Below are 26,889 nucleotides of genomic sequence, written 5' to 3' on the forward strand. Positions count from 1 at the left end.
GCTCCTGTTCTTCGTCAGATAGCCCGCTATCTTCCTCATCACAGAAGCGAAAATGCCTCAAAAACTCATCCCAAATCATCGCACGATAAATTCAAAACAGCTTCTGAATTTCTCCAAAAAGTTTTTCTTGGCTTGATGTATCCGTTTTCGTGTGTGCTTTGGGCGATTTTTTGGTCCTTTCCGCTCCTGTTCTTCGTCAGATAGCTCGCTATCTTCCTCATCACAGAAGCGAAAATGCCTCAAAAACTCATCCCAAATCATCGCACGATAAATTCAAAACAGCTTCTTATCAAATCTGTGTATTCTGTGGTGAGTTTTATCACAACACGCCGAAATGCTTCAGCGCATTCAGAATACCGTCTTCATCTACTGAAGTGGTTACATAGTCGGCCGCGTTTTGTACTTCGAGAGTAGCGTTGCCCATGGCTATGCCTGTGCCCACGTGGCGTAGCATCGGAATGTCATTGCCTCCGTCGCCGAATGCCATGGTTTCTTTCAGGTCGATTCCATAGTGTGCGATGACCTTGTCGATGCCGTGGCTTTTGCTGTTTCCACGGGCGATGATGTCGGCAAAGAGGGGATACCAGCGCATCGGTTCGCAGTGTTTCAGTATACCCGAAAATACTTTGTTATCATCATCCGCCTTGAAGTAGCCCATGATTTGCAGAATTTCCTTGCCTCGTGCATATTCGATGGGTTGTACGGGAGGTATGTCGATTTTTATCAGGTCTGCTACTTCCTGTACAGCCTCGTTCACCCCTGTGATGAACCATGTATCGTCGTGGACGAATACGAACGGGAGTTCCGGATGTTGTTTATTGAACAGGATGAGGCGTTCGATGTCATCTTCCGGAATGCTGCCTTTGTAGATGTCTTTGTGGTCGGAAGTGAAGCAATAGGCACCGTTCAAGGTGATGTAGCCGTCAAAAGGCAGATTGCCCACTGCTTTTTGCATCAATACTTTGGGGCGTCCGGTTGCGATGAATACCTTGATTCCCTTTTCGCGTACAGCGGCAAGAGCTTGGCGGGTAGATTCGGGAATGGTATGGGTATGAAATGATACCAATGTCCCGTCTATGTCGAAAAAGATTGCTTTGACCATAAGTTGACTTGTATTTCTGGGTACAAAAGTAGACAATTCCCTGCATATTTACAAATGAAGCGTGGTGGTTCCTTGTACCAGGCAAAGCAACAGTACACCTATCGTGGCGAGGATGACCACTATCACCAGACAGTAAGTGAACATCAGGACCGTCTTCCAGAAGCTGCGCCACCATGTGTAGAGGTATAGTTGGTGATAGTCCCACCAGAAAAGGAGGAAGATGAACCAGAAGGGGACTTCATAGAGGTCGTCTACGTGTGCCGTGCCATTGAACGGTACTACAAGGGTACTGATAAGCAAAATCTGTGTAGCGATGTATGCCTGTATGAGGATATGTTCCATCAGGTTGAACATGTCGGGTTTCCTGCGCCGGTAGAATGCCCAGCGGGTGGCGACGGCAAGCAAGGGCAGGGTAAGAAGAATGTGAAAAGCCTTGTTGCCGTGCCCCCATCGTTTCAGCAGGTTCCATACATTCGCCAGAAAGGGTACATCTTCCAGCCATGTTTCTACTTTTGTGTAGACGGAGGACGATATTTCATCAAGGTCGCTATTAAACTGGGGCTTGCCGGCAATGGAGTCTTGGCGTTGTATTTCGGCTAGTGTCTTTTCTATTTCGCTGATGGAAATTTCAAGGCTCTTTTGCATGGCTGGATTGTCTGTCTGTCCTTTTTCGAGTTCCAGCTTGTCGATGGTAGCTTGCAGGGTTTCTGCTTTTGTGAGTGGAACATCGTTTTTCTTTGCGGTCTGTTCTTCTTTCTTTTCCCGTATTTCGGGTATTATCAGCTGGGCGGTGAGCGTATAGAAGGCGGTCATCAGGAATACCATTGCCAGCGGGAGGGTATAACCTATGCGCCGTCCACGGATGAAGTCGCGCATCATGTGTCCGGGACGGTAGAGTAGTTCCAGCAGGGTATGGGCGAACTTCCCGTCTACGCGGAACACGGTTCGGAGTATATTGCCCACAATGCCTCTCAGTACATATCGCGGAGTGTTGCGGCTTTGTCCGCACCGCGGACAGTAGTTGCCCGTGAACGTATTGCCACAATTCTTGCACGTGCAAGGTTTAGTGTTCAGTGGCGGAGCTACATTGCCACGTATCTGCCAGATATGGAATACACGCAGGCGCACCGTGAGAGGATGCAGGAAAGAGGCAAGTGCGTTATGCCATGCAAGGGGGAGTATGCGCCGGCGCTGTGCGGTGAACCACAAGCTGAGGAGAAACAAGGTCGGGAAGAAAAATGTGTCAGCTTCCGACAGGGGAAACAACTCGTAATAGCAGAAGAACAGTAGCAAGAGCAACCAAAGGATTTGTCTGATATGAATAGGTTTTTTTGTACGTGAAGTTCGATTCATAACGTTTTTTGTTTGCAAACTTAATAAAAACCTTTGTATTTTGTATCAGGTTGTACTAAAAATCCGTGTATTGCTTTTCGTTTGACGTCCGCTTTGTTTTACGCGATAAGATAAAAATCCGATGTCTTCTGTATGCCTTTCCAGAGGAAGTTATAAGTGTCAGTAGTTCCAGAGCATTGAAACCATAGTTTTATATCATTAAAACCACAGTTTCATTGCTCTTAAACTTTAGTTTCTATATTATAAAACTGGCTGATACTGTTATCTCCTCTGTTCGATGAATATCGTATGGAATGTCGGTACAGCTGTGTGGATTAGCCGTCCTTGCGGTAAGCGAATATGCCGAAGGAATGCTGGAGTGCCGGAACTGCCTTTAAGCGAAGGTATAGAGTAACGCCTTCCGCCTATCGGAAAATGAAAAAAAGAAACCTTCTTGGCTCAATCCGCTGAAAAGTGCAAGGTTATTCCACGGAAATTTTATACTTTTGTATTCCTGTTGCCGGAGTGTGGATGGCAGAAATGAAAGGTACGAATCTATGTCGTCTGTGGTGCGGCCAGGGTGAATCAAGTATATATAATATAAGGTATAGGGAAATATGGCATATCAATACAGTCGGATAACGGTAAAAATAGGAAGCAATGTGCTGGCACGGAAGGACGGGACTCTGGACGTGACCCGTATGTCGGCACTGGTCGACCAGGTAGCAGAGTTGCACAAGGCAGGAGTGGAAGTGGTGCTGGTCTCTTCAGGAGCAGTCGCTTCGGGGCGGAGTGAGATAAAGGTTTCGCGTAAGTTGGACAGCGTAGACCAACGGCAACTGTATTCGGCCGTAGGGCAAGCCAAATTAATCAACCGTTATTATGAACTGTTCCGCGAGCACGGCATAGCCGTAGGGCAGGTGTTGACCACGAAAGAAAGTTTTGGCACACGCCGGCATTACCTGAACCAACGGCATTGCATGCAGGTGATGCTGGAGAACGGAGTGATTCCCATAGTCAATGAAAACGATACCATTTCGGTGACCGAACTGATGTTTACGGATAACGATGAGCTTTCGGGCTTGGTGGCTTCGATGCTTGATGCGCAGGCGTTGATTATCCTGAGCAACATCGATGGCATTTACAATGGTTCGCCTTCAGAGCCTGGCACTTCGGTGATACGGGAAGTAGAGCAAGGGAAAGATCTGTCCGACTATATACAGACCGAAAAATCCGGATTCGGTCGGGGTGGTATGCTTACCAAGACCACTATTGCCCGTAAAGTAGCAGACGAGGGTATCACGGTTATTATCGCCAATGGAAAACGGGATAATATTCTGACCGATTTGCTGGAGTATCCCGAAGACACGGTTTGTACACGGTTTGTGCCTGCATCCGAAGCTGTATCGAGTGTAAAGAAATGGATAGCCCATAGTGAAGGGTTCGCCAAGGGAGAGTTGCATTTAAACGCTCAGGCTGTAGAGGCATTAAAAGGCAAGAAGGCAGTAAGTATCCTGCCGGTAGGTGTAACATGCATCAAGGGAGATTTCGAAAAAGATGATATTGTGAGGATTATGGATGCCGGAGGAATACAGATAGGGGTAGGGCGTATCGGAGTAAGTTCGGCAGATGCCAGACTGATGTTGGGCAAACATGGAAAACGTCCGCTGGTGCATTACGATTATTTGTATCTGGAATGACAGATAATGTATGGATGAAATGCATTTGTTTTTTGCAGGCATTCTTTTTTTATCTATATTTGCCATCAAAATGTGGTTTTTAGAGACATGAAAATTATCTGTTTATTCCTTTTCCTATTGGGAGTGGGGCAATGTTGGGCAGTATCGGAGGTGCCCGATAGTGTCATCAGTTTTGAATACATACAACGGATTCATTTGCAGGAACCCAACCAGACATTACAACTGTTGGATTCCATCGAAGAGCATCATGTGCCAGGGTTACAGCCTTTCGAGATAGACATGTTGCGAAGCATGTGTTATGAGGTAAGGGGTGAATATCTGCTGGAGGAAAGATTTGCGCGGAAAGCTTTGGCTCAAGACTCTATACGGTTGGTTCCCATGCGGAAACTGAGAGTGCTGGCAATGTTGCTTACGACTTTGGTCGAACAGGGGAAAAACGAAGATGCTATCCGTTTCGGAAAGCAGATGATGGAGCTGGCACGTCAATTGGATAGACCGGATAAAGAGGCTAGCGTATATTTTAATTTAGGACGCATGCACCGGAATATGGAGCGGAGGGATGAGGCTCTGACATTTTACCGGAAGGGCATCAGTCTTATCGAAGATACCAAAAATGTAAGTGTCATGGCACGCCTTTCTACAGCTTATGGTGGAATGATGGGAATCTTTATTGATAGTGGTAATTATGAGGAAGCCATTAAAATAGGCAAACTGCGTGAGGCATTGATACGTCGCATGAGCAAGATGTCTGGTCCGCCTGCCGGATACATTGACCAGCAATATGGGTATTGTTATTCGAAAATGGCATACATTTTTTTACTGGCAGGTAAAAAGGAAGAAGCGGCTGAATATTACAATCGTTTTGAACAGACCGAAATGTCAAAGTCACCTTTCGGTGCCAGTGAGATTGTTCCATACTTGTTGGAGATGCGGCGATATGAGGAAGTGCTGCGTTTGAATACGGTTGATATGCTGGCTTACCGGCAGGGAGGAAATGGCAATGATACGTTAAACTATAATTATAGTGTGATATTAGACCGTTTTGCCCAGGCATATCGTGGGTTGAAACTTTATGAGAAAGCGGATGCCTACCAGCAACGGCTTACTGTGTTGCTCGATAGCATTTATAGCCGTGAACAGGCGAGTCGGGCACATGAGTATGCTACGGTTTTCCGCTTGCATGAGAAAGAATTGCAACTGGCAAATACGCAGGTTGAAGTGCAGAAGCGCAATTTCCTGATGGGTGGTTTATGTTGCTTATTGTTCTTTTTGGTAATCTTTTTAGTGATTGCTTGCCGGAATCTGACTATTACCCGTCGGAAAAACCGCATAGCTGTAAAGCAAATCGAAGAACTGTTGGCACAACGTGAAGAATTGCATAAGGTTTGTTGTGGAAATCCTGAAGCATTGTTGGATGAAAAAGGGAAAAATCAGGAAAGCCAACCTGATGGAACAGGAATTTCGGACTCGGTATCGGATTGTGCAGATAACATCTCGATGGAGAACAGGCGTTTTTTACGTATGGAATATGCCGTAGTGAAAGACAAGCTTTTCCTCCAGCCCGATTTTGGCCGAGATGAACTGATAAGCTTGAGCAATATCAATAAGAACGATTTGCCGCGTATCCTCCGTAAGTATGCCAATGCAGATAATGTGAGTTCTTATCTGAATCGTTTGCGTGTGGAATATGCGATAAAGTTGATGAAAGAAAAACCGAACCTGTCATTTGATGCGATAGCCAAAGAAGCAAGTTTCAACAGTCATAGCACTTTCTACCGGGCTTTCTATAAGGTGTGTGGCATGACTCCGGCACAATATATGAAGGCATTCGGAAAAGAGAACGACTCTCAGTTTGAATGAAATCACACAAACAGAGAGTCGTCCGGATTCCGGTCGGTGTGCATGGATTATTGAAGGTTGATTTTCAATGGGAAACTTACGTAAGAGATAAAGTCGTCTCCCCAATTCCCTATAAGTCCTACTTGATAGCTGATTGTTAAGGTGACAGGCTCAGAAACACTGAGTCCGGCATCCCGTATTACCTGATTATAATCGTATTTTTCCATGTTTTGGAAGGCTTGGCCGGCTGCCTGCATAGCCATATCCCTGAGATCTTCGTCTGTAAGTTCGGCATGGTCGATGGTGATGGGGATAGAGTTATTTATCAGCTGTTGCTGGTCTTGGTATTCCAAGATGGTTTCAACAATGGCTGGGTCTATGGTCCAAGGAGAGTGTTCTTGGTATCTCACTGTAAAATTTGCAGTACTGCTTTCATCCGAAGAACAGGATGAAAAGATGGGTAACAAACAACAAATGAGAAGCATCATTTGTTTCATTCTTTGAATTTTTTGCTTTGTTTTCATACTTTTTATTTTAGGATTATTAATCTCATCTTCTGACGGTAACCACTAATGTGCTTCCGTTATCTAATGCCGTTTTTATTTCTTTCTCTCCTTTTGTAACTTTGCATAGGCTTAATTCCTCTCCCAGTACTTCTTCTACTTTCAAACGGCCGATTTCAATCCGTGCCTCTTTCCCGGCAATCTCCTTTACCGAATAGACATCAAACTGCTGGCCTTTGTAAGCACTCAGCGAAGTGCCTAAATCAATGTATACCGTTTTTTGTTTTTCTTTTTTTATTTCACCCCGCTCTATGATAGTGGCATTGACGGGATACCTGGCATTGAAATAACCGGCAATGATTCCGGAAAGGTTACTGAGTGCTGCCGTCACCGCCTTGTCTTCGCTGGCTGTATCAGAACCACTGGCATTGAAAGTACGGCTGTCTTCCATCACACCGGTATATGCATTCTTTACATTAACGGTTACGCTTATGTTGGCTTCCACATTCGTATAAGGTGTAAACGCTGAATTTTTCAGCCTTTTCCGTTCTTTAAGCGAAGGACCGTTGGATGTAGCACTGATGCTGACAATGGTTCCGTCTGTGTAAAGAAGATTTTTGTCTTGAAGTTTTTCGTTTTGAAATGTTTTCCCGTCTATCACCTGCAGTCTGACTACATTCCCGAATCCTTTGGCGATACTTGCCCTTACATCATCGGCATAATCGGACAGCTGGGTGGTATTTTTCCCTTTTATAATTGATGAAGTGATATTTTTCAATACTTTGCCGGCATTGTCATTTTCTCCTTTCGGAGTGTAATTAAAGTGCCCTATACCTATTTTATAAATGGCGTTTCGTTCTACTTGTGCTTGTATGTCGTGTACAGTTGATAACATAAAGCATGTTGCCAATAAAAAAAGAAGTCGTAAATTCATAAGCCTACATTGTTATAAGATATTAATTTTTTGCAAAGTTATTGATTCTTTATATCAGACAAAGTGCTAAGAGTTACTTGTCGCTTTCACTTTGTCCGTTATTGTGTCTCATTTTGTCTAATGAAATGAGTAAGAGGCCTTTTTGACTTGAAGGCGTACTATTTTTATAATTTTTCCAATTTTCTGCCGTTCCTTATCAAAATCTTTCGTAATTTTGGCAAGAACTAACAGAATTATAGATATGGATGAACAGATAAAACAAATTGCCGAGCGTTTGCGGGGATTGCGCGACGCATTGGAGCTAAGCGTGGAAGAAGTGGCATCGGACTGTAAACTGACAGCTGAAGAATACCGTGCCCTTGAATCAGGAGAAAGCGACCTCTCGGTCAGTCTTTTGCAACGCATCGCCCACAAATATGGCATTACGCTAGATGAACTGATGTTTGGTGAGGAGCCGAAGATGAAATCGTATTTCCTTACCCGTAAAGGGACAGGAGTTTCGGTAGAACGTACCAAGGCTTATAAGTATGAATCACTCGCTTCGGGATTTAAGGACAGGATAGCCGACCCGTTTATTGTGACGGTAGAACCTAAACCCGAAGGTACTGCCGTATACTTTAACACACACGAAGGACAAGAGTTCAACTTAGTAATAGAAGGCCGCCTGTTATTGAACATCAATGGGAAAGAACTGATACTGAATCCGGGTGACAGCCTGTATTTCGATTCAAGCAAGCCGCACGGCATGTTGGCGCTTGATGGAAAAACCGTGAAGTTCCTTGCGGTAGTGATGCAATAAAATTGGTTTATATAATGGAAATTCACCACAGGGGAGACAGGGTATCACAGAGGTTTTAAATTTTCCTCCGTATGCCTCTGTGTTCTTTGTGGTGAAAAAAACGAAACACGTATGTTAGAAAGATTTGTAAGTCAGACAACTTTCTCCTCGCAAGAGGATTTCATCAAGAATTTTAGAGTAAATGTGCCTGAGAATTTCAATTTCGGGTACGACATCGTGGATGCTTGGGCAGCAGAACGTCCGGAAAAGAATGCACTGTTGTGGACCAATGACAAAGGCGAATGTATCCAGTTCACTTACGCCGATTTGAAGAAATATACCGATATGACCGCTTCTTATTTCCAGAGTCTGGGAATAGGCAAGGGCGACAAAGTGATGTTGATATTGAAACGCCGCTATGAGTTCTGGTTTTCGATTATCGCTTTGCACAAGATAGGAGCTGTGGCGATCCCTGCTACCCACCTGCTGACGAAGAAAGACATTGTCTATCGGTGTCAGGCTGCTACTATCAAGATGATTGTAGCTGCGGGTGAAGGAGTGATTCTGAAACATATCGTAGATGCAATGCCTCAGTCACCCAGCGTAGAAAAGCTGGTCAGCGTAGGTCCTGAGTATCCCGAAGGATTTGAGGATTTTCATAAAGGCATCGAAAATGCTGCACCTTTCACACGTCCCGCGAATGTAAACACCAACGATGACATCATGTTGATGTACTTCACCTCGGGCACTACCGGCGAACCGAAGATGGTGGCACACGATTTCACCTATCCTTTGGGACATATCACTACGGCGAGCTTCTGGCATAACCTGCACGAAGACAGCCTGCATTTTACCATTGCCGATACAGGCTGGGGCAAGGCTGTATGGGGAAAACTGTATGGGCAGATGATAGCAGGGGCTAACATTTTCGTCTACGACCACGAGAAGTTTACACCTTCTGATATTCTGAAGAAGATTCACGATTATCACATCACTTCACTTTGTGCACCTCCCACCATTTACCGCTTCCTTATCCGTGAGGACTTGAGCAAATACGACTTGTCTTCATTGGAGTATTGTACCACGGCGGGTGAGGCGTTGAACTATTCGGTTTACGAAACCTTTTTGAAGATAACGGGCATCCGTTTGATGGAAGGATTTGGACAGACCGAAACTACCTTGACACTTGCCACTTTTCCGTGGATGGAACCCAAGCCGGGAAGCATGGGTGTGCCTAATCCTCAATATCAGATAGACCTGTTGAAGCCTGACGGCCGCTCTGCCGAGGATGGCGAACAAGGACAAATCGTGATACGTACCGACAAAGGCAAACCGCTGGGGTTGTTCAAGGAATATTATCGTGCGCCCGAACTGACCCGTGAGGCTTGGCACGATGGAGTATATTACACCGGTGATGTGGCTTGGCGTGACGAAGATGGTTACTATTGGTTTGTAGGACGTGCCGATGATGTCATCAAGAGTTCGGGGTATCGCATCGGTCCGTTCGAAGTGGAAAGTGCCCTGATGACCCATCCAGCCGTAGTAGAGTGTGCCATAACGGGAGTGCCTGATGAAATCCGCGGTCAGGTGGTGAAGGCTACCATTGTATTGGCAAAAGATTATAAGGCAAAAGCCGGTCCCGACTTGATAAAGGAACTTCAGGATCATGTGAAGCGGGTAACTGCTCCTTATAAATATCCGCGTGTGATAGAATTTGTCGAAGAATTGCCTAAGACTATCAGCGGGAAAATCCGCCGCGTGGAAATCCGGGAAAAGGACAATGGATAAATAATACAAGACCGGACATCGTTGCTGGAATGCAGGATGCCCGGTCTTGTTATGGAACAAAATACGAAATTTTTATTTCTTAATGCGGTTGTAACGGCTCATGAACTTGTCTACACGTCCTGCGGTATCAACCAATTTTGATTTACCTGTATAGAACGGGTGAGAAGAACTGGAGATTTCCAACTTTACCAAAGGATAAGTTTCGCCTTCGAATTCGATTGTGTCTTTGGTTGCACAAGTTGAACGTGACAAGAACATGTCGCCATTTGACATGTCTTTAAATACTACCGGACGGTAGTTTTCAGGATGAATGCCTTTTTTCATTTCAGTATATACTTTTTATTGTTATTATTCAATGTTTTGTTGGTAACATCCGATTCTCTTTTCGGACATTGTTGTGTAATGGTTTGTTTCGGGTTGCAAAGATACGGCTTTTCTTTGAAATAGAAAAAGTTTTGGATGTTTTTTCACGAGAGAATTCGCAGATTTCTTGATTAAGGAGATGAAAACCGGAAATAAACAATGCTTTCTTTGTTTTTTATTCTTCAAAGGGGGGCAGGGTGTTTGGTTGTCAGCCGTTTGTTGTTTTTGCTACCTTCACTTTGCATCCTTGCTGATTCTTAAAAAAAACGTGTGAATTTTAATAAAACACCTTAACATGGATTGTTTTTTCGGGAAGAATGTGGTGGATTTGCCACATTTCTTTTTACATTTGCAATGGAATTAATTTCACTAACAATTATAAAACGTACAACAATGGTTAATTACAAAGACTTAGGCTTGGTAAACACCAGAGAGATGTTTGCTAGAGCAATTAAAGGTGGATACGCTATCCCGGCTTTCAACTTCAACAATATGGAGCAGCTGCAGGCTATCATCAAAGCTTCGGTAGAAACAAAATCTCCGGTTATCCTGCAGGTTTCTAAAGGTGCGCGTAACTATGCAAACCAGACCTTGCTTCGTTACATGGCTGAAGGTGCTGTAGCATTTGCTAAAGAATTGGGTTGCGAACATCCTGAAATCGTTCTTCACCTCGACCACGGAGATTCTTTCGAACTCTGCAAGTCTTGCGTAGACCTCGGTTTCTCTTCAGTGATGATTGACGGTTCTCACCTGCCTTACGAAGAAAACGTTGCTTTGACTAAGAAAGTCGTTGAATACGCTCATCAATATGATGTAACTGTAGAAGGTGAACTGGGTGTATTGGCTGGTGTAGAAGATGAAGTTTCTGCAGAACACCATACTTATACTAACCCTGAAGAAGTTATCGACTTCTCTAGCCGTACAGGTTGCGACTCGTTGGCTATCTCTATCGGTACTTCTCACGGTGCATACAAGTTCAAACCCGAACAATGCCACGTAGATCCGAAGACAGGTCGTCTGGTTCCTCCTCCTTTGGCATTCGACGTATTGGATGCTGTAATGGAAAAACTTCCGGGCTTCCCCATCGTATTGCACGGATCATCTTCAGTTCCTCAGGAATATGTAGACATGATTAATAAGTACGGAGGCAAGCTGGAAGCTGCTATCGGTATTCCTGAAGACGAATTGCGTAAGGCTGCTAAATCTGCAGTTTGCAAGATTAACATCGATTCTGACTCTCGTCTTGCCATGACAGCTGCTGTTCGTAAGGTATTGTTCGAAAAACCGGCTGAATTCGACCCGCGTAAATATTTGGGCCCGGCTCGTGACGAAATGGAAAAGATGTACAAACACAAAATCGTTAACGTATTGGGCTCAGACGGCAAGTTGGCTCAATAATCATTGCTTGTAAAAAGCATAAAAACTTTATACACCTATAACTATAAATGTGAGCCGCCCCTTCGTGATGGAGGAGCGGCTTTTTTGCATCATGCTAATCAGGATTGAAAAGGAGTTGGCAGAAGTTATCGGACACCGGGCTGGGAGTTATACCATGCGCGGTATGGATTTGTGCATTGCTCAGCACATTTCGTACCGCTTCCGTAGAGTGCACATCCTCTCTATCCTGTGGCATATACAAAATACATAAATGAATGCCGCGGGAATATATCAGCCATTTGAGGCTTGCATTTCAAGTAGGAAGAAAGCTTATTCTACTACCCATTTCGGGTCGTGCGGGAAGGTGACACGCGGATTGTAGTACATACCTTCTTTGTCAGGGATGCGGAGGTAGTACGTTTTCGAGCCGTGAACGTGCAGGGTACGTGAGCGGAGCCAGGGATTCATCGTGCGCAGCAGGGCGTATGTGATGCCTTGGCTCTTGGCGAAACGGGGCAAGTCCTCGATGGTTTCTTCTACTTTGATTTCACGGTAAGGGATGGGAGGATAGAGATCGGATGCGTGCAAGCGGAAACCAAAACGGGTGGGGTCGGCAAACAGCATTTTGGCTGCAAGGATGCGGTAAACATAGCGGGCAGTTTCTTCAACCAGTTGGAGGTCAAGGGCATCTTCTTCGTATTGCCGGTCGAGTTCACGTGAGATACGTCCTTGTCCGGCATTGTAGGACGCAGCTACACTTATCCAGCTTCCGAAACGTGCATAAGCTTGTTTCAGATAGCGGCAGGCGGCACGGGTAGATTTCTCTACGTGGTAGCGCTCATCGACTGAATTGCCTACTTCCAGTCCGAATTCGCGTCCTGTGGCGGGCATAAATTGCCATAGACCTGCTGCGCCGGCAACTGAACGTGCCAGTGGATTGTTGTTGCTTTCAATAGACATCAGGTATTTGAAATCATCGGGTACGCCGTTTTCGCGCAGGATCGATTCTACAATGGGAAAGTAGCGGTTGGCGCGTTTAATCATCTGCAAAGTGGTACTGTGCATATATGAAAAGGCTAGCAGTTCGCGATCCATACGTTCGCGGCGGTCAAAGCGGGCAAGCGAGATGGTTTCGCCACAGAAGGTCATGCTTTGTGGCACTTCGATGCAACTGTTGGACAATGTGGCAGAAGAGGATGGCTTTTCGGAGGTTTGTGCCCATAAGGATAGGGTACAGGCAACCAGTGCCAGAAAAAGAGCAGTCGCAGACAATCCGAAAGGGAATGATATTTTCATTTTCTTATGAGGGTTATTCTTCAAGGGTAAAACTTTTCAGTATGGTTTCAGGAAGTGGGTCGGCAGGGTCGGTGTATACAATAGAAACATAGAAGCCGCTCGTGTCTTCTTTGGTGAGCAGGTAACTGTACAGACATTGGTCGCTTTCACAATTTCCGCGTAGGAACACTCCGTAGAATTGCGGAAGTTCGAAATCGACGGTAGGGCTTTGCTGGGTCACTTCGTCATCTGTCGCAACGTTTTTCAATTCTTGGGCTATTTCTGAACGTTGAATGCCTTCACCGTCGAGCAGTTGCACTGTGATGAAATAAGTGGGGGTGCTGATGATGTAACCTTCTTCCGAGTCGTCTTCTACGGTATAGCCTGCGGGTGCCTGGAAGGCAATCCCGTAGGCTTGCCATGCAGCAGGTTGTAAACTCTCGGCACTTACGTCGCTTATGGCAAGTGTGATGATAAGAAGAAATGCCACGACAATTGTTTTCATACCTGTCTCCGTTCTACTACTTTTCGTGCATATACTTCTTCTTCCTTATTCACCATAACCAATACTTCTCCTCCTATTCCGGAATAAGGTGAGGTTACGGCGGAAAGAGTTTCGTCTTTCAACATTGCTGATACGCCTGCCGATTCCAATAATCCTTTTATCAGTTCGGCTTCCCACAGACCACCTCTGTAGACTTCTACTAATGAACCATACGATTTTGCTTCCATAACTGTATATTTTTAGTTTATCTATAACCAAAGATAGGAAAGTTTTATGAAAAGAGGAAATTAATGGGCAAAAAAGTATCGGATTTATCGAAAGAATCTTACATTTGTGTGGATAAAAAGGACTTGAATGTGTAAAAAGGAATAAGTGTATGAATATTACCGACACCTTACAGAAAGTGAGACAAGCATCGCGTATGTTGCCTCTGCTGGAAGAAAAACGTATCAATGAAGTGCTGCGGGCTGTATCGGAAGCTATTATCAGACAGACTGATGACTTGTTGAAGGCGAATGCCGAAGACTTGCGGCGCATGAATGAGAGTGACCCGAAATATGACCGGTTGAAATTGACTCCCGAACGTTTGAGAGGCATCGCTTCGGATATGATGAATGTGGCTTCGCTGCCTTCTCCATTGGGCAGGATATTGGAAGAAACAGTGCGTCCTAACGGATTGCGCCTGAAAAAGGTGAGTGTGCCTTTCGGGGTCATCGGCATTATCTATGAAGCGCGTCCCAATGTGAGCTTTGATGTGTTCTCGCTGTGTTTCAAGAGCGGAAGCGCTTGCGTATTGAAAGGCGGGCATGACGCGGATTGCTCGAACCGTGCCATCGTATCTTTGATTCACGAAGTGTTGCAACGGTTTAACCTGGATGCACATCTCGTGGAACTCCTTCCGGCGGAGCGGGAGGCTACGGCGGAACTGCTTCATGCCGAAGGGCTGGTCGACTTGATTATCCCTCGCGGGAGCAAAGGATTGATAGACTATGTGCGCCGTGAAGCCACCGTGCCGGTTATCGAGACAGGGGCAGGTGTGTGCCATACGTATTTTGATGTAGCGGGTGACTTGAAAAAAGGTGCTGCTATCGTGAATAATGCCAAGACACGCCGGGTAAGCGTATGCAATGCGTTGGATTGCTTGCTGGTGCACCGGGAACGTCTGGCGGACTTGCCTGAACTGTGTGCGCCCCTGCAGGCATCGCAGGTGATTTTGTATGCGGACGGACCTGCCTGTCAGGCACTCGAAGGGCATTATCCCGCCGCATTGCTTTGTCCTGCCTCGCCGGAAAGCTATGGCACGGAATATATGGATTATAAAATGGCAGTTCGTACCGTGTCGGGTATAGAGGAAGCACTTGCCCACATCGATGCCTATAGTTCGAAGCATAGCGAATGCATTGTGACGGAGGATAAAGATACCGCTGCTTATTTCCAGCGCATGGTAGATGCGGCATGTGTGTACGTCAATGCACCCACATCGTTCACCGATGGTGCCCAGTTCGGGTTAGGGGCTGAGATTGGCATCAGTACGCAGAAGCTCCATGCCCGCGGGCCGATGGGCTTGCGCGAGATTACCACTTACAAGTGGTTGATAGAAGGAGATGGACAGATTCGAGATAATTAATAATAGACAATTAATAGTTATAACTGTATGAGAACTTACACGAATGTATTTGACTTGGGCGACCTGAAGACCGCCCTTTCCGAAGCTTTTGAAATCAAGAAAGACCGGTATAAATATGAGGCATTGGGCAAACACCGCACTTGCTTGCTGATATTCTTTAATAATAGCTTGCGCACACGGCTTAGTACCCAGAAAGCCGCACGCAATCTGGGCATGGACGTAATTGTGCTCGATGTGAACCAGGGAGCGTGGAAGCTGGAGACCGAGCGTGGCGTGGTGATGGATGGAGATAAGAGCGAGCACCTGTTGGAAGCTATTCCGGTGATGGCATCCTATTGTGATATTATCGGCGTACGCTCGTTTGCCCGTTTCGAGAGCCGCGAGGATGATTATACCGAAAAGATTCTGAATCAGTTTATCCAATATTCGGGCAAGCCGGTATTCTCCATGGAAGCTGCTACGGGACATCCGCTTCAGGCTTTTGCAGACTTGATAACCATTGAAGAATATAAGCGTACAGAGCGTCCGAAGGTGGTATTGACATGGGCGCCTCATCCGCGTGCCTTGCCTCAAGCCGTACCTAACTCGTTTGCCGATTTTATGAACGAAGCCAATGTGGACTTTGTGATTACACATCCCGAAGGGTATGAACTTGATCCGAAGTTCGTGCGTGGAGCAAAGGTAGAATACAACCAAATGAAAGCCTTCGAAGGGGCTGACTTCATCTATGCAAAGAACTGGGCATGTCCGGGCGTGACCAATCCAGCCGATTATGGTAAGGTATTAAGCAAGGACATGAGTTGGACGGTAGATACCGACCACATGAAGGTTACGAACGATGCCTTCTTCATGCATTGCCTTCCGGTGCGCCGCAACATGATTGTGACCGATGATGTAATTGAAGCACCCACTTCATTGGTTATCCCCGAAGCCGCTAACCGTGAAATCTCCGCTACGGTAGTGCTGAAGCGTATGTTGCAAGCGTTGTAAATGTTGTAAGTGAATAGTTAATAATGAATAAGGGTAAATGGTGGTAGTGAGAACCGTTTATTGCGATTCATTCTGTCATTCACGGTTTGAACCAGTCGAAGATGCGTTATTTTGTACATCTTCGACTGATTTTAAAAGAATATCGAAGTTCGTGTAGCTAATGATTTGTGTATTGCCTATATGGTCAAGTATTAATAGGTCATTATCACCACTGACTAAATAATTCGCTTTTGCAGTGATGGCTGTATAGAGCAGATAGTCGTCTTTGGGGTCACGACAAATCGCTGCACCTTGTTTGGGCTCTACAATGAATGCGACTTCACAAAGCAAATCAAGAAATTCTTCCGCTTGACTTTCCGATATATATTTACGTATACGGGGACGATTTAGCACATCAACTAATTCTTGCAGTTGCATTTTGCATGTCACTATTTACTTGTCCACTGTTTATGTGACGATGCAAGCCTGCAAGGTGTTTTCCTATCAAGAACGAAATCCAAATATTGGTGTCAATGATAACGCGCCAAGGTCTATTGTTTTTGTTCTTCATAATGCGCTTGTCTTACGGCTTCTACCTCACGAGTAATGTCTTCCAGACTTAATTCGTCAGTGCGTGTGGATTTTAGCAGGCGATTGAATCGGCTGACAAAAAGCGATTTGCGTAAACGGTCGAATATATCTAAACGATCCTTTTCGGGCATGGATTGAATCAGTCCGACAAATTGTTGCTTACTGATATTTAATTGAATGGTATCCATTGTAAGGTTCCTTTCTTTTATCTATGATTGATACAAAGATAGCGTTTTTCTTTGATATGCTGCCATAAAAACGAATATTTTTGTTCTGTTCAATTACGGCTTTCATTTAAGCGTCATAAAGTGTCATGTCTTGTTACGCGGACATCACTGAATGAAGAGAGGTCAGAAGCTATACTGGCAATCTATGGAGGAGGCAGAGAACCGTTTTTTGATGAAGGCGTCTTCGTCAGCCGTTGAAGATACCTTCGATGCTTAACGAAGGTACCTTCATCGCCCGATGAAGGTATCTTCATCAGATAGTGCCTGTATTAAGGTTTAAATGACAGAGCCGTGCCGTTAATCTATTGATTAATCCGCTTGTTTAAAGATATCAGGATTTTCAATCCGAAGCGTCGTAGGCAGGTATGGATGGCGGATTGAAAATCCTGATACTTATTCCGGCTGATTACAAATCAGCCAAAGCAGAAACCTCAATCGAAATCGGGGTCTTGTATAATGCTTAGATACATAGAATCATCCCCGAATGAAAGATGGATTTTTCCACCACGGGGATCGGGAGTTATATTGGGCGTGATATTATGGAAATAGATGGCCTCATCCGTTTCTGACCATTGCAGGTCGCTCCAGTTGTTGTCTATCTCCACTTTATACGTAGGCGTGATGTCATGTACCCATTTCTTATGGTAAACCAATGTGCCGGAAGCATTCCAAGCCAACTTTGCTTCATTTCCGTTGATGCTGCAACCGCTTCCTTGAAATTCGAAGTTGCCGACAAATTCTTGCATATCGATCAATACATCTTGGCAGATGCCAATATCAACGGGAATATCCACATTTTCGTTTTCTATGTGAATGCTGAGGCATTGGTCATCATTGTTGAGGTGGGGCGTGATGTGGAAAATAATATCATCATCCGTCTCTTCCCATTCCAAACCGTCCCATGCTTCTACATGGTGTGTTGTATTTTCCAGTAATTTGTTCTTGTGATACACAAAAGTGCCTTCACTGTACCAAGCCAGACTACCATACCGAGGAGATTCAGGATCCTGTGTCCAACCGTCACCATCGAATTCAAATGTTCCCATAAGTAAGGATTCGAAGTCTGCGCTTTGTTGTTCTATTAAAGCTTTCCGTAACGCTTCGCCTTTCTTATTTTTAAAATAGATGTATCCTTGCCGACGTGGGTTTGTCGTATTAGGCGAGGCACTCCACTTCACGGTCCATGTACATACATTCAACTGCACAGGGCTGATAGGTGATTTTTCCCCTTGTTCCAAACCGTCAATGTGAATCCAATCTGCATCGGTGGTCACAATAGGCTGCTGGCTGGCTTCTATTTCTATAGGTTCTCCGGCTCCACCTTCTTCTGATGCGCCAAGCCACCAATTCCACTCATCACGGTCGTCTCCTCCTCTGAAATAATACACCTCATTCAAATCGTATTTTTGTTCATAGATAGTATCTATCATCGTAGCAGAGAAATTACGCCCTAAATATTCTATTTTCCCTTCGTAAGTAACCACTTTGGCGACAGGATTGCTGATATCCTCTTCTGTTATATTTACTTGGAGGTTCTCATCATATCCGTAATAATCCAAAAAATCGATTCGACGTCCATCTATAACAAGGAATTGGTCATGAGTCCACTTCAACCAAGAGAAACGGTTGAGAACAGTTTCATTGTCTCGTTGTGGTGCAAAATAATAATATGAATAATCAATATCACGTTGTCCCATATAATAAAATAGTCCCCAAAAATACCAGCCTGATGGCAGGGAACAACGTTCCCATTCATCTTCTATAGCTTCTGCTCCGGGAATGTTTAAGCTTTCATCATACAATTTACTTACGCTATATTCATCCCAATTACCAGGCTTTGTATGGTCGTGCGGTATATGATCAGTTAACTCTTTGTGAACTATAATTGAATTCAGGCTGGGCACAATCTCATAGGTATGTTCAACATGAACACTGTCATTTATAACTGATGTTGTGAGTCCTCCACGGATGTATTTGTATCCGAATGCCATATCAAAAGGACCATCCTCTGTGTATTCTCTGGAAGCGAGCAAACTGAAAATATGTCCTATATCTACAAATCTATCTGTGACTACTTCCCCATTATCATAATACCTGTCACGATCGACACATGCATAATACAATAGTGGTAGATTGTCGTGCGCTTCTTCCCAAATCCAGCTTCGGCGATATTTTACATCCACCAGTTCCGGCTCCTCCTTATATCCTGCTTGTCGGACTACAATCTCCTGCGTCACATTTCCGCCGCTTAGGATAATTGTCCCTTGGCGGGTAAGGCTGTCTGTATTGGCAGATACATCGAAGCGGAGGGCTTTTTCTTCTAAACCGCGTGTGTCCGGTACGGGAGTAATCCAGTCTACGTCCGTTGTGGCGGTTACGTCCACATTAGCCAGTACAAGGAATTCCAACCGATTGTTTTCGGCAGGAAGGTCGTATGCTTGTTGTGCCAAGACGATGGCATCCTGCTGCACCTGAGTAACCCGGAGCGTATCAGCCAACGTACCGTCTGTAGAGGTGAAAAGGATTTCCGCCGTGCGGGCATCGTATGTATCGTTGGGAGCTATCGTGAAATAATGGGTGTAGGCAGATGCGGCACGGGTATCGGCTTCCGCAATCCAGCCCGCTTCGGGAAGCTGCACTTTGTAGCTGGTATTGCTGCGTAGTTCCACTTGGATGGTCTCGCCGCCAGCGGAAACAAGGTATTCCTTTTGGCTCAATATCAGGAAAGGTGCGGTGCCCGCTTGGTAAACGGTAACGGTTTCCGTTAATCCGGAACCGCTCAGCGTAACGGTAGCTTGGCGTGCTTCCTTACTGGTGTTCGCTTCGGCATGGAAAGCCAATGTGATGTCGTCTAATGCCCTTGATTTTGAATCGGCTGCGGTTAGCCAACTGGCGCTTTCTTCTATTTTGTAGTCCACTTCTACATTGGCTTGCAGTTGGATGGAAAAGTCTCCTCCGTCGGCTTCCAATTCTATTTTATTCGAAGATACCAGCAAGGCGTCCCGTTGTTTTTGGCTGACGGTCAGTGTCTTTTGTTCTTTGCCGCAAGTAATGATGATGGCGGCGTTGCGTTCATCGTACGTATCATTGGGTTGGGTGGTAATTGTGAGTGTTACCTCTCCCGCTTCTCCGTGTGTAGGCTGTACGCTTATCCAGTCTGCGGCACGGGTTATGGCATTGGCTTCTGCCGTCCATGCAGCCGAGGCGGTGAAGCGTAAGGCGGTTGTACCTCCCGCCTGTTCCATAACTGGAGCGGTGTTTTCCGTATCGGGAATGACGATAGCGGGCTGGTCGGGTTCGGGTACCGGTTCGGGAGTTTCTTTCCCTTCGTCTTCGCTACAAGCGGTGAACCACATCATCGGCAGCGCGAACAAGAAAAGGAAGACGCGGAATCCCCTATGTTTATTAAACTTAGTTAATAACGAGGGGATAAAAGTTAAATTAGTTTTCATGGTTATAAGGCTTGAAAGTTAGGCATCGGTATAACACCGATAGCAAATGTAAGGATTTATTTTTTATATACCCTCATCTTTTCCCGATTTTCTTCCGTCTGTCCCTTAAAAATCACCTTTTTCAGTGACAAGAAAAGGGAGGCAAGCCATGAGTCCGGTACGATGGGATTATCTTTCCACTTCCTTGCCGTATTCTTTCCAATTGTCAAATCCTTTATCTAAATTGTAGACCTTGTAGCCTAAGTTGGTAAGGATGCGTGCGGCGTTCCGGCTTCTGCGTCCGCTTTTGCAATATACGGCTACGGGATAGTTCTTGTCGAGCACTTCTTCGGCGGCTGCGGCGAAATGGTCTTCCAATACATTGACATTCAGGCTGCCCGGTATATGCCCTTCGCTATATTCCGCAACGGTACGCACGTCCAGGCGTTGCACGTCCTCGTCTTGTATCAAGCGGTCGAACTCATCGGCTGTGAGATTCTTGAATTTGTCTTGCGGTCTGGCACTACATGCCATCAGTCCAAGCAGGCAAACAATTACGAAAAAAAAGAAATAAAGTGGTTTAATCATAAGGCTTGGTGTTTTTTTTGTTGTTATTTGTGAGGGAGGGCGTTATTTTCTCCATTTTCAATAAGTAAAATCTCTGTAAGTTTCTCCCTCTTTATATGTATTGAGCCTGAAGCGTATTTTGTCTCCTGTATGCAAGGTGTCCCGATAGCGGCGGAGCGGTACGGAAAGATAAGCCTGTTCCGTAAAAGCTTCATAGTCGTTGTTGCTGTTATGGAAGAGTTGCAGGTTCAGTGTACGTATGTCCGAAGCATCGGCTGATATGCTGTCTTCTATGAAATGGAAAGCATGTGTCTGGTCTTTTCGCCGTACTTCTAAAATCAGGTTCAGGTAATCGCCCGAACGCCAGATGCTCTGTATGTCCACGGGATCGGTATAAATGCTGTCTTTCCATGCAGCTGCCTTGACGGGGTAAGGAGAAATTACCGTTCTGCTGGAATAAAGTATGGCTTCTGGTTCATTTCCGTCCGTTTGCTCATTCAGAATTTGATATACAGATACCGTGCGGTATAGGGTATCGGTACGAAGACCGTCCAGACCTTCTCGAGGTTGTACGGCATAATGTTCGCCATCATCAGCTATCAGGTGAGTAATGGTTCCGGTGGCATCGGTCTGGAGATCGATGAATTCTGTTATGACGCTGGGGTATACATAGGTTTCTTCCTTGCATGCAGCCAGTAACAGGCATAGGAAGGAAATGTATGCGAAGATACGTTTGGTCATGTGTGTAATGCTTTCAGGTGGTTGATGACAGGGTTGGCATACATCGTAAGAATGCAGCGGCGTAAGAACGGCAGGTCTTTATTGGGTAAGTCAATCAGTTCGAGCCTTTCTTGCAGGTATGTTTCAAATTTTGTCACGTCGGCAGCATTGTATTGTCCGGTAAATTTTTGTGTATCTTCCAAAAGGTCGCAAGCGATATAGTTTCCCGGATATAAGCGATAGTTGAGGTGGATATGCTGGTCGATAAGTTGGGCAATCTTTAAGAAAAGTTCGTTTTTGGGGCATCCTCGTAAGGTCTCCAGTTCATCGTTGATGCACGGTGCGGTCTGGAAATACACTTTTCCTTTGTATCCGAAGATGCCGGTCTGCATATTGGTCAGGTCGTCTTGCTGGCTTTTTTTGAAGTTTTCGATGTCCCGTTTCTGTTGCATTTCCTTGGCTTTCAAGAAATCGCACGGGTCGTATTCATACGACAAGGAAGTGGGAACAATGTTCAGCTCCTTCAGGTAGTCGATGGTGTCTCCTGTGCTTCCCAGTGCCAGCATTTTCAGTACACTTTCTTGTGTCCGGTCGTTCGAATCCTTAGCGCGTCCTTCCCGTTGGGCTATCCATACATTTTCTTTTTTCTGTGTAATGGCAAAATGAATATAGCGTGACATGCGTGCAGATGAAAGTAACATCTGGCGCATACTGAGGGCACGCTGCACGATGAATGATTTGTTCACTCGTACCAGTTTCTTGATCCATGGGTAGATAAGCAGGTTGTCACCGATAGCTATTTCTACTGTAGTAGGGAAATGGTTGTCTAGCAGTCCGAGGGAAAGAAATCCAGGGTCGAGCACGATATCACGGTGATTGGATATGAAGGTGTAGTTCTTTTCCTTGTCGGTCAGTGAAGAAGCATTCAGTGTGAAGCCGTCGCTGTGTTCTTTGATGATTTGGTGCAGCAACGGATAGAATATGGTTTTTTGTACTTCCAGGTTGTTTTTGCACTGGTGCAGCTTATGGCTCAGCGTATCAAGAGGCATGCCTGGCATAATCAGGCTGATGACAGCCTGAAAAGCGGGGTCGGCAAGTAGTTCATCGAATATCTGTGGAAGCTCTTCTGGGGTATACGGACGTATTTCATCGAATTCGGCTGGAATGTTCATGGCGTTTGGTTTTAAATTTTGTCTTCAAAGGTAAGCATTTTAAATGAAGAATGAAGAATTAAGAATGAAGAATTCCATGCAGGCAAAGCAATTCTTCATTCTTAATTCTTCATTCTTCATTCCGAGAAGTTGTCTTCTATGATGTCGGTCATAATTTCTTCCATATTGATGCCTGCGGCACGTGCTTGCTGTGGAATGAAGCTTGTTGCGGTCATTCCCGGAGTGGTGTTGATTTCAAGCAAGTTGATTTTTTCGCCTTCGGTGATGATATAGTCTACACGTACCAATCCTTTGCATCCCAGAATATCGTAAATGGCAGAGGTGAGCTTTTGTACGCGTCCGGTCAGTTCGGGGCTGAGACGTGCGGGGGTGATTTCGGTCACCTGTCCGTTGTATTTGGCATTGAAATCGAAAAACTCGTTCTTGCTGACCACTTCCGTGATAGGCAACACCACCGACTTGTCCCGTGTCTTGTAGCATCCGTTCGCCAGTTCAATGCCGTCCATATAGGCTTCTATCATGGCGTCATCCGATTCGGCGAAAGCCGCTTGCAGGGCAGGTTGGATTTGTTCTTTGGTCTTCACCTTGGTTACGCCGAAGCTCGAACCGCTGGCATTGGGCTTGATAAAACAAGGCAGTCCGATTTTCTCGATTACTTCTTCATCGCTGATGCCGTTCCGTTTGTGTACCAGCATGGATTCTGCGATACGTATCCCGAAGCTTTTCAGATATTGGTTTGTCATGAACTTGTTGAAAGTCAGTGCGGATACCAATACGTCACACGTGGAGTAAGGGATGCCGAGCAGTTCGAAATAGCCCTGCAGGATGCCGTTCTCGCCCGGTGTGCCGTGGATGGTGATGTAGGCGAAGTCGGGCTTTATCTTTTGCCCGTTCTCCATAAAGCTGAAGTCGTTTTTGTCGACCGTGCTCTTCGAGCCGTCTTCCAGGATGGCATTCCAGCCTTTGTGTCCCAACTCTATGGTATATACTTTATAAGTTTCTTTATCGATGAAGGAATAAATTCCTTCTGCACTTTTCATGGAAACATCGTGTTCCGATGAGTCTCCTCCTGCTACGATAGCAATGATACGTTTCATGATTCTTCTCGATTACTGATGTATGCTCTCCATTTTTCCAGCAAATGTGTCATGTCTTCGGGCAATTCGGAAGTGAAAAACAGTTCCTTGCCTGTGCGGGGGTGAACGAATCCCAGTGTCTTGGCGTGCAGCGCTTGCCGGGGACAAATGGCGAAGCAATTGTTCACAAATTGTTTGTATTTACTAAAATGAGTTCCTTTCAATATTTCGTGCCCTCCGTAACGCTCGTCATTGAACAGTACGTGTCCGATGTGTTTCATGTGTACACGTATCTGGTGCGTGCGTCCGGTTTCGAGTACGCATTTCACGAGGGTGACATATCCCAGACGTTCCAGTACCTGATAATGCGTTACGGCATGTTTCCCTTGCGTAGGGTCACTCATCACCGCCATCTGCATACGGTCTTTCGGGTTACGTCCGATATTGCCCTCGATGGTTCCTTTGTCTTCATCGATGATGCCCCATACCAGTGCATTGTATTCACGTTTTGTAGTTTTGTTGTAGAATTGCATGCCCAGATGGGTTTTGGCATCCGGAGTCTTGGCTATGACCAACAGGCCGGACGTGTCTTTGTCTATACGGTGCACCAGCCCTACTTGTGGGTCGTTCGGGTCATACGTAGGCACATTGCGCAGGTGCCAAGCGATGGCGTTTACCAACGTGCCGTGATAGTTCCCGCAACCCGGGTGTACCACCAGCCCCGCCGGTTTGTTTACCACCATCAAGTCGTCGTCTTCGTACACAATATCCAGAGGGATGTCTTCGGGGATAATGTCGTTTTCATACCGGGGACGGTCCATCATGACGGTCAACACATCAAGCGGCTTTACTTTGTAGCTGCTTTTTACGGGTTTCCCGTTTGCCATGACATATCCGTTGTCAGCAGCCGTTTGGATACGGTTGCGCGAGGCGTTGACGATACGTTCAAACAAGTATTTGTCGATGCGTACCGGTGTTTGCCCTTTGTCTACGGTAACCCTGAAATGTTCGTATAATCCGGACGAGGAGTTTACCGGTTCGATATCGTCCAATGAGTCGTCCAGCTCAGTGATGTCGTTTTCTTCCATTCGTCTGTCTGTATTGTCTTTTTTAGAACCAAGAGTCATCTACTTGTGCTTCGCTTTCCTGTCCCAGGTTGAGTCCTAAAGTATCGGTAGCAAGGGAGTCACGCAGGTGAGTGTTTCCGATGCACAACGTCAGGACAGCCTCGAATGGCACTTTGTCACCCGACTTCAGGCTCTTGCCCCGATATTTGATGCCATATACCCAGTCTTGTTCTCCAGGTACCAGTTCCGGTTCGGTCAGTTTGAATTTCATGGCTTTCAGCTTTGCAGCTGCCTGACGTACGGAACTGTTGTCGATAATGTCGGGGATTCGCACACGGGGAACCTCCCGTGTGTTTATAGTAAGATATATGGTGCGTCCTTCTTTTACGCGCATGCCTCCTTCAGGCTTTTGTTCGAGTATGATGCCCGGAGAGAGTTCTTTCACGTATGTAGAGTCTACCACTACGCCCTGCATGTTTTGGTTCTGAAGCAAGAGTTGTGCTTGCTCCAATGACTTGTGCTTGACGTTGGGGACAAGATACGATTGCCCATGATGTGTATAGGCATCCAGCCAGAACAATGTTCCGCCAATGGCTGCCAGAATCACTACCACCATTCCGATGATGTTCAGCCAGAAGAAGCGGTTTTGCTTGAACGAGAAAAAATCTTTCAGCTTTATCATAATCTTAGTCTTATGAAAATCAGTCTTTGGTTATGCCTGCAAAGATACAATAAAAAAGAAAAGCCACAAAACACTGTCTCAGCATCTTGCGGCTCTTAGCTTTTTCTTTTGTCTCGGACTTATGCTTTAACGCCGTTATATTCGTCAGAGACAGTCAGTTTCTTACGACCTTTAGCGCGGCGTGCAGCCAATACGCGGCGGCCATTAGCAGTTGCCATTCTTTCACGGAAACCGTGTTTGTTTTTTCTCTTTCTGTTCGAGGGTTGATAAGTTCTTTTCATTTTTCGTATCTAATTATGTTATTATTCCATGCGTTCGGGCTGCAAAAGTAGTGACTTTTTTTAAATAAACCAAATGGCTAAATCATTTTTAGACAAATCTTTTTGTGTTTTTTCGTGATTTAGATTAATTTTGCACCCGAATTGATAGTGATGAATACAAATCAATAATAACATAAATAAAGAATTCAGTTATGATTAATGCTCAAGACATTAAGATTGGAACCGCAATCCGTATGGATGGCAAGTTGTATTTTTGCATCGACTTTTTGCATGTAAAACCGGGTAAAGGAAATACCTTTATGCGTACGAAGCTGAAAGATGTGGTAGACGGATATGTGTTGGAACGCCGCTTCAACATCGGCGAAAAGCTGGAAGATGTACGTGTAGAGCGTCGTCCTTATCAGTACCTTTATAAAGAAGGTGAAGATTATATCTTTATGAACCAGGAGACTTACGAACAAGTGCCCATCGCTCGCGACCTGATTGAAGGCGTTGATTTCTTGAAAGAAGAAATGGTGGTAGATGTCGTATCAGATGCTTCTACAGAGACTATTCTCTACGCTGAATTGCCGGTGAAGGTACAGCTGAAAGTGACTTATACCGAACCGGGTTTGAAAGGTGATACAGCTACCAATGCCACCAAGCCTGCTACGGTAGAAACAGGTGCTACCGTACGTGTGCCTTTGTTTATCAACCAAGATGAAATGATTGAAGTGGATACACGCGATGGTTCATACGTTGGCCGTGTAAAAGCTTAATCAGATATATACCTTATTATATATAGGCTGCGTTTTCGGTAAGGGGGAATGCAGCCTTACTTTTTTAGAACCTGTTTTAGAAGCTGTTTTGAATTTCTCCAAAAAGTTTTTCTTGTCTTGATGTATCCGTTTTCGTGTGTGCTTTGGGCGATTTTTTGGTCTTTTTCGCTCCTGTTCTTCGTCAGATAGCCCGCTATCTTCCTCATCACAGAAGCGAAAATGCCT

The 26,889-nt window shown here is 45.4% G+C and carries 28 protein-coding genes; 8 read left to right on the forward strand and 20 right to left on the reverse strand.

The features are described 5' to 3' along the window. Positions 1-75: 75 nt before the first annotated feature. Genes B5F78_RS17225 through B5F78_RS10290 form a run of 3 tightly spaced genes read right to left on the reverse strand, consistent with a single transcriptional unit; the run spans position 76 to position 2,455 of the window. Positions 76-261 (reverse strand): hypothetical protein, encoded by a 186-nt coding sequence (locus B5F78_RS17225; RefSeq protein WP_162608525.1) that lies wholly within the window; start codon positions 259-261, stop codon positions 76-78. Between the two features lie 58 nt (positions 262-319). Continuing rightward, on the reverse strand, positions 320-1,102 hold the full coding sequence (locus tag B5F78_RS10285; protein ID WP_087213543.1) for a Cof-type HAD-IIB family hydrolase: 783 nt from the start codon (positions 1,100-1,102) through the stop codon (positions 320-322). 48 nt (positions 1,103-1,150) lie between these two features. Continuing rightward, entirely contained in the window at positions 1,151-2,455 is a 1,305-nt protein-coding gene (locus B5F78_RS10290; RefSeq protein WP_087406647.1) for a DUF3667 domain-containing protein, read from the reverse strand. Positions 2,456-3,051: 596 nt separating this feature from the next. Between B5F78_RS10290 and proB the strand changes: the two genes are divergently transcribed. Together proB and B5F78_RS10300 are read left to right on the forward strand one after the other, a co-directional pair. After that, complete coding sequence (gene proB, locus B5F78_RS10295; RefSeq protein WP_087250937.1) at positions 3,052-4,134, forward strand: glutamate 5-kinase; 1,083 nt, start codon at positions 3,052-3,054, stop codon at positions 4,132-4,134. Between the two features lie 87 nt (positions 4,135-4,221). Further along, positions 4,222-5,994: a helix-turn-helix domain-containing protein gene (locus B5F78_RS10300; RefSeq protein ID WP_087406648.1), complete on the forward strand. Its 1,773-nt coding sequence runs from the start codon at positions 4,222-4,224 to the stop codon at positions 5,992-5,994. Positions 5,995-6,041: 47 nt separating this feature from the next. On the opposite strand, the gene B5F78_RS10305 is transcribed toward B5F78_RS10300, so the two are convergent. Then, on the reverse strand, positions 6,042-6,470 hold the full coding sequence (locus tag B5F78_RS10305; RefSeq protein WP_087406649.1) for a hypothetical protein: 429 nt from the start codon (positions 6,468-6,470) through the stop codon (positions 6,042-6,044). A gap of 52 nt (positions 6,471-6,522) precedes the next feature. Next, complete coding sequence (locus B5F78_RS10310; RefSeq protein WP_022038820.1) at positions 6,523-7,410, reverse strand: hypothetical protein; 888 nt, start codon at positions 7,408-7,410, stop codon at positions 6,523-6,525. Positions 7,411-7,651: 241 nt separating this feature from the next. Between B5F78_RS10310 and B5F78_RS10315 the strand changes: the two genes are divergently transcribed. Beyond that, the gene (locus B5F78_RS10315; RefSeq protein ID WP_013617872.1) at positions 7,652-8,209 is read left to right on the forward strand and encodes a helix-turn-helix domain-containing protein; all 558 of its coding nucleotides are present in this window, start codon (positions 7,652-7,654) and stop codon (positions 8,207-8,209) included. 111 nt (positions 8,210-8,320) lie between these two features. After that, complete coding sequence (locus B5F78_RS10320; RefSeq protein WP_022038819.1) at positions 8,321-9,976, forward strand: AMP-binding protein; 1,656 nt, start codon at positions 8,321-8,323, stop codon at positions 9,974-9,976. A gap of 72 nt (positions 9,977-10,048) precedes the next feature. Here the strand turns inward: B5F78_RS10320 and B5F78_RS10325 are convergent, their stop codons facing one another. Further along, positions 10,049-10,300, reverse strand: coding sequence for a type B 50S ribosomal protein L31 (locus B5F78_RS10325; protein WP_022038818.1), 252 nt, complete (start codon positions 10,298-10,300; stop codon positions 10,049-10,051). Between the two features lie 432 nt (positions 10,301-10,732). Between B5F78_RS10325 and B5F78_RS10330 the strand changes: the two genes are divergently transcribed. Beyond that, positions 10,733-11,737 carry a class II fructose-bisphosphate aldolase gene (locus B5F78_RS10330; protein ID WP_087250948.1) on the forward strand — a complete coding sequence of 335 codons (1,005 nt, stop codon included), beginning with the start codon at positions 10,733-10,735 and terminating at the stop codon, positions 11,735-11,737. A gap of 309 nt (positions 11,738-12,046) precedes the next feature. Here the strand turns inward: B5F78_RS10330 and B5F78_RS10340 are convergent, their stop codons facing one another. From B5F78_RS10340 to B5F78_RS10350, 3 genes are read right to left on the reverse strand one after another with little or no spacing between them, the layout of a single operon-like run. After that, complete coding sequence (locus B5F78_RS10340) at positions 12,047-13,012, reverse strand: lytic transglycosylase domain-containing protein (protein ID WP_087209663.1); 966 nt, start codon at positions 13,010-13,012, stop codon at positions 12,047-12,049. 13 nt (positions 13,013-13,025) lie between these two features. Beyond that, on the reverse strand, positions 13,026-13,496 hold the full coding sequence (locus tag B5F78_RS10345; protein ID WP_022038815.1) for a hypothetical protein: 471 nt from the start codon (positions 13,494-13,496) through the stop codon (positions 13,026-13,028). Then, a complete protein-coding gene (locus B5F78_RS10350; protein ID WP_022038814.1) occupies positions 13,493-13,723 on the reverse strand; it encodes a DUF2007-related protein in 231 nt (76 codons plus the stop codon). The genes B5F78_RS10345 and B5F78_RS10350 overlap by 4 nt, the downstream gene beginning before the upstream one ends. 149 nt (positions 13,724-13,872) lie before the next feature. Here B5F78_RS10350 and B5F78_RS10355 point away from each other — a divergent pair, with 149 nt between their 5' ends. Next, positions 13,873-15,123: a glutamate-5-semialdehyde dehydrogenase gene (locus tag B5F78_RS10355; protein WP_087406651.1), complete on the forward strand. Its 1,251-nt coding sequence runs from the start codon at positions 13,873-13,875 to the stop codon at positions 15,121-15,123. 27 nt (positions 15,124-15,150) lie between these two features. After that, complete coding sequence (locus B5F78_RS10360) at positions 15,151-16,113, forward strand: acetylornithine carbamoyltransferase (RefSeq protein ID WP_087406652.1); 963 nt, start codon at positions 15,151-15,153, stop codon at positions 16,111-16,113. A gap of 75 nt (positions 16,114-16,188) precedes the next feature. Here B5F78_RS10360 and B5F78_RS10365 read toward each other — a convergent pair whose 3' ends face one another. The 10 genes from B5F78_RS10365 to rpmH all read right to left on the reverse strand — a co-directional run bounded on the left by B5F78_RS10365 (position 16,189) and on the right by rpmH (position 25,906). After that, complete coding sequence (locus tag B5F78_RS10365) at positions 16,189-16,530, reverse strand: putative toxin-antitoxin system toxin component, PIN family (protein ID WP_204502650.1); 342 nt, start codon at positions 16,528-16,530, stop codon at positions 16,189-16,191. A 113-nt stretch (positions 16,531-16,643) separates the two neighbouring features. After that, on the reverse strand, positions 16,644-16,871 hold the full coding sequence (vap15, locus tag B5F78_RS10370) for a type II toxin-antitoxin system VapB15 family antitoxin (RefSeq protein WP_087406653.1): 228 nt from the start codon (positions 16,869-16,871) through the stop codon (positions 16,644-16,646). A 470-nt stretch (positions 16,872-17,341) separates the two neighbouring features. Next, a complete protein-coding gene (locus B5F78_RS10375; RefSeq protein WP_087406654.1) occupies positions 17,342-20,362 on the reverse strand; it encodes a BACON domain-containing protein in 3,021 nt (1,006 codons plus the stop codon). A gap of 168 nt (positions 20,363-20,530) precedes the next feature. After that, a complete protein-coding gene (locus B5F78_RS10380) occupies positions 20,531-20,929 on the reverse strand; it encodes a rhodanese-like domain-containing protein (protein ID WP_087406655.1) in 399 nt (132 codons plus the stop codon). A 57-nt stretch (positions 20,930-20,986) separates the two neighbouring features. Next, on the reverse strand, positions 20,987-21,649 hold the full coding sequence (locus B5F78_RS10385) for a NigD1/NigD2 family lipoprotein (RefSeq protein ID WP_087406656.1): 663 nt from the start codon (positions 21,647-21,649) through the stop codon (positions 20,987-20,989). Then, the gene (locus B5F78_RS10390; protein WP_022038810.1) at positions 21,646-22,800 is read right to left on the reverse strand and encodes a 1-acyl-sn-glycerol-3-phosphate acyltransferase; all 1,155 of its coding nucleotides are present in this window, start codon (positions 22,798-22,800) and stop codon (positions 21,646-21,648) included. The genes B5F78_RS10385 and B5F78_RS10390 overlap by 4 nt, the downstream gene beginning before the upstream one ends. Before the next feature lie 116 nt (positions 22,801-22,916). After that, complete coding sequence (locus B5F78_RS10395) at positions 22,917-23,897, reverse strand: D-alanine--D-alanine ligase (RefSeq protein WP_022038809.1); 981 nt, start codon at positions 23,895-23,897, stop codon at positions 22,917-22,919. Then, positions 23,894-24,964: an RluA family pseudouridine synthase gene (locus tag B5F78_RS10400; protein ID WP_087209660.1), complete on the reverse strand. Its 1,071-nt coding sequence runs from the start codon at positions 24,962-24,964 to the stop codon at positions 23,894-23,896. The genes B5F78_RS10395 and B5F78_RS10400 overlap by 4 nt, the downstream gene beginning before the upstream one ends. A gap of 22 nt (positions 24,965-24,986) precedes the next feature. Then, a complete protein-coding gene (locus B5F78_RS10405) occupies positions 24,987-25,625 on the reverse strand; it encodes a PASTA domain-containing protein (RefSeq protein ID WP_087406657.1) in 639 nt (212 codons plus the stop codon). Between the two features lie 119 nt (positions 25,626-25,744). Next, complete coding sequence (rpmH, locus tag B5F78_RS10410) at positions 25,745-25,906, reverse strand: 50S ribosomal protein L34 (RefSeq protein ID WP_022038806.1); 162 nt, start codon at positions 25,904-25,906, stop codon at positions 25,745-25,747. 191 nt (positions 25,907-26,097) lie between these two features. On the opposite strand from rpmH, the gene efp reads away from it, so the two are divergent. Next, positions 26,098-26,664, forward strand: coding sequence for an elongation factor P (gene efp, locus B5F78_RS10415; RefSeq protein ID WP_022038805.1), 567 nt, complete (start codon positions 26,098-26,100; stop codon positions 26,662-26,664). On the opposite strand, the gene B5F78_RS17230 is transcribed toward efp, so the two are convergent. Then, positions 26,665-26,889: hypothetical protein (locus B5F78_RS17230; protein WP_162608526.1), on the reverse strand; the 225-nt coding region annotated here is incomplete at its 5' end. It abuts the gene before it with no gap.

It is taken from the genome of Bacteroides sp. An279 (assembly GCF_002159615.1).
In the GTDB taxonomy this organism is placed as follows: Bacteria; Bacteroidota; Bacteroidia; order Bacteroidales; family Bacteroidaceae; genus Phocaeicola; species Phocaeicola intestinalis.

Excerpts from the sequence above, each read along its gene's own strand:
- B5F78_RS10305 (WP_087406649.1), bottom strand. The coding sequence starts at position 6,470 with ATGAAACAAATGATGCTTCTCATTTGTTGTTTGTTACCCATCTTTTCA.
- B5F78_RS10390 (WP_022038810.1), bottom strand. The coding sequence starts at position 22,800 with ATGAACATTCCAGCCGAATTCGATGAAATACGTCCGTATACCCCAGAA.
- efp (WP_022038805.1), top strand. The coding sequence starts at position 26,098 with ATGATTAATGCTCAAGACATTAAGATTGGAACCGCAATCCGTATGGAT.
- B5F78_RS10385 (WP_087406656.1), bottom strand. The coding sequence starts at position 21,649 with ATGACCAAACGTATCTTCGCATACATTTCCTTCCTATGCCTGTTACTG.
- B5F78_RS10315 (WP_013617872.1), top strand. The coding sequence starts at position 7,652 with ATGGATGAACAGATAAAACAAATTGCCGAGCGTTTGCGGGGATTGCGC.
- B5F78_RS10320 (WP_022038819.1), top strand. The coding sequence starts at position 8,321 with ATGTTAGAAAGATTTGTAAGTCAGACAACTTTCTCCTCGCAAGAGGAT.
- B5F78_RS10325 (WP_022038818.1), bottom strand. The coding sequence starts at position 10,300 with ATGAAAAAAGGCATTCATCCTGAAAACTACCGTCCGGTAGTATTTAAA.
- B5F78_RS10310 (WP_022038820.1), bottom strand. The coding sequence starts at position 7,410 with ATGAATTTACGACTTCTTTTTTTATTGGCAACATGCTTTATGTTATCA.
- vap15 (WP_087406653.1), bottom strand. The coding sequence starts at position 16,871 with ATGGATACCATTCAATTAAATATCAGTAAGCAACAATTTGTCGGACTG.
- B5F78_RS10400 (WP_087209660.1), bottom strand. The coding sequence starts at position 24,964 with ATGGAAGAAAACGACATCACTGAGCTGGACGACTCATTGGACGATATC.
- B5F78_RS10285 (WP_087213543.1), bottom strand. The coding sequence starts at position 1,102 with ATGGTCAAAGCAATCTTTTTCGACATAGACGGGACATTGGTATCATTT.
- proB (WP_087250937.1), top strand. The coding sequence starts at position 3,052 with ATGGCATATCAATACAGTCGGATAACGGTAAAAATAGGAAGCAATGTG.
- B5F78_RS10345 (WP_022038815.1), bottom strand. The coding sequence starts at position 13,496 with ATGAAAACAATTGTCGTGGCATTTCTTCTTATCATCACACTTGCCATA.
- B5F78_RS17225 (WP_162608525.1), bottom strand. The coding sequence starts at position 261 with ATGATTTGGGATGAGTTTTTGAGGCATTTTCGCTTCTGTGATGAGGAA.
- B5F78_RS10375 (WP_087406654.1), bottom strand. The coding sequence starts at position 20,362 with ATGAAAACTAATTTAACTTTTATCCCCTCGTTATTAACTAAGTTTAAT.
- B5F78_RS10360 (WP_087406652.1), top strand. The coding sequence starts at position 15,151 with ATGAGAACTTACACGAATGTATTTGACTTGGGCGACCTGAAGACCGCC.
- B5F78_RS10300 (WP_087406648.1), top strand. The coding sequence starts at position 4,222 with ATGAAAATTATCTGTTTATTCCTTTTCCTATTGGGAGTGGGGCAATGT.
- B5F78_RS10355 (WP_087406651.1), top strand. The coding sequence starts at position 13,873 with ATGAATATTACCGACACCTTACAGAAAGTGAGACAAGCATCGCGTATG.
- rpmH (WP_022038806.1), bottom strand. The coding sequence starts at position 25,906 with ATGAAAAGAACTTATCAACCCTCGAACAGAAAGAGAAAAAACAAACAC.
- B5F78_RS10290 (WP_087406647.1), bottom strand. The coding sequence starts at position 2,455 with ATGAATCGAACTTCACGTACAAAAAAACCTATTCATATCAGACAAATC.
- B5F78_RS10330 (WP_087250948.1), top strand. The coding sequence starts at position 10,733 with ATGGTTAATTACAAAGACTTAGGCTTGGTAAACACCAGAGAGATGTTT.
- B5F78_RS10350 (WP_022038814.1), bottom strand. The coding sequence starts at position 13,723 with ATGGAAGCAAAATCGTATGGTTCATTAGTAGAAGTCTACAGAGGTGGT.
- B5F78_RS10405 (WP_087406657.1), bottom strand. The coding sequence starts at position 25,625 with ATGATAAAGCTGAAAGATTTTTTCTCGTTCAAGCAAAACCGCTTCTTC.
- B5F78_RS10395 (WP_022038809.1), bottom strand. The coding sequence starts at position 23,897 with ATGAAACGTATCATTGCTATCGTAGCAGGAGGAGACTCATCGGAACAC.
- B5F78_RS10340 (WP_087209663.1), bottom strand. The coding sequence starts at position 13,012 with ATGAAAATATCATTCCCTTTCGGATTGTCTGCGACTGCTCTTTTTCTG.
- B5F78_RS10365 (WP_204502650.1), bottom strand. The coding sequence starts at position 16,530 with ATGCAACTGCAAGAATTAGTTGATGTGCTAAATCGTCCCCGTATACGT.
- B5F78_RS10380 (WP_087406655.1), bottom strand. The coding sequence starts at position 20,929 with ATGATTAAACCACTTTATTTCTTTTTTTTCGTAATTGTTTGCCTGCTT.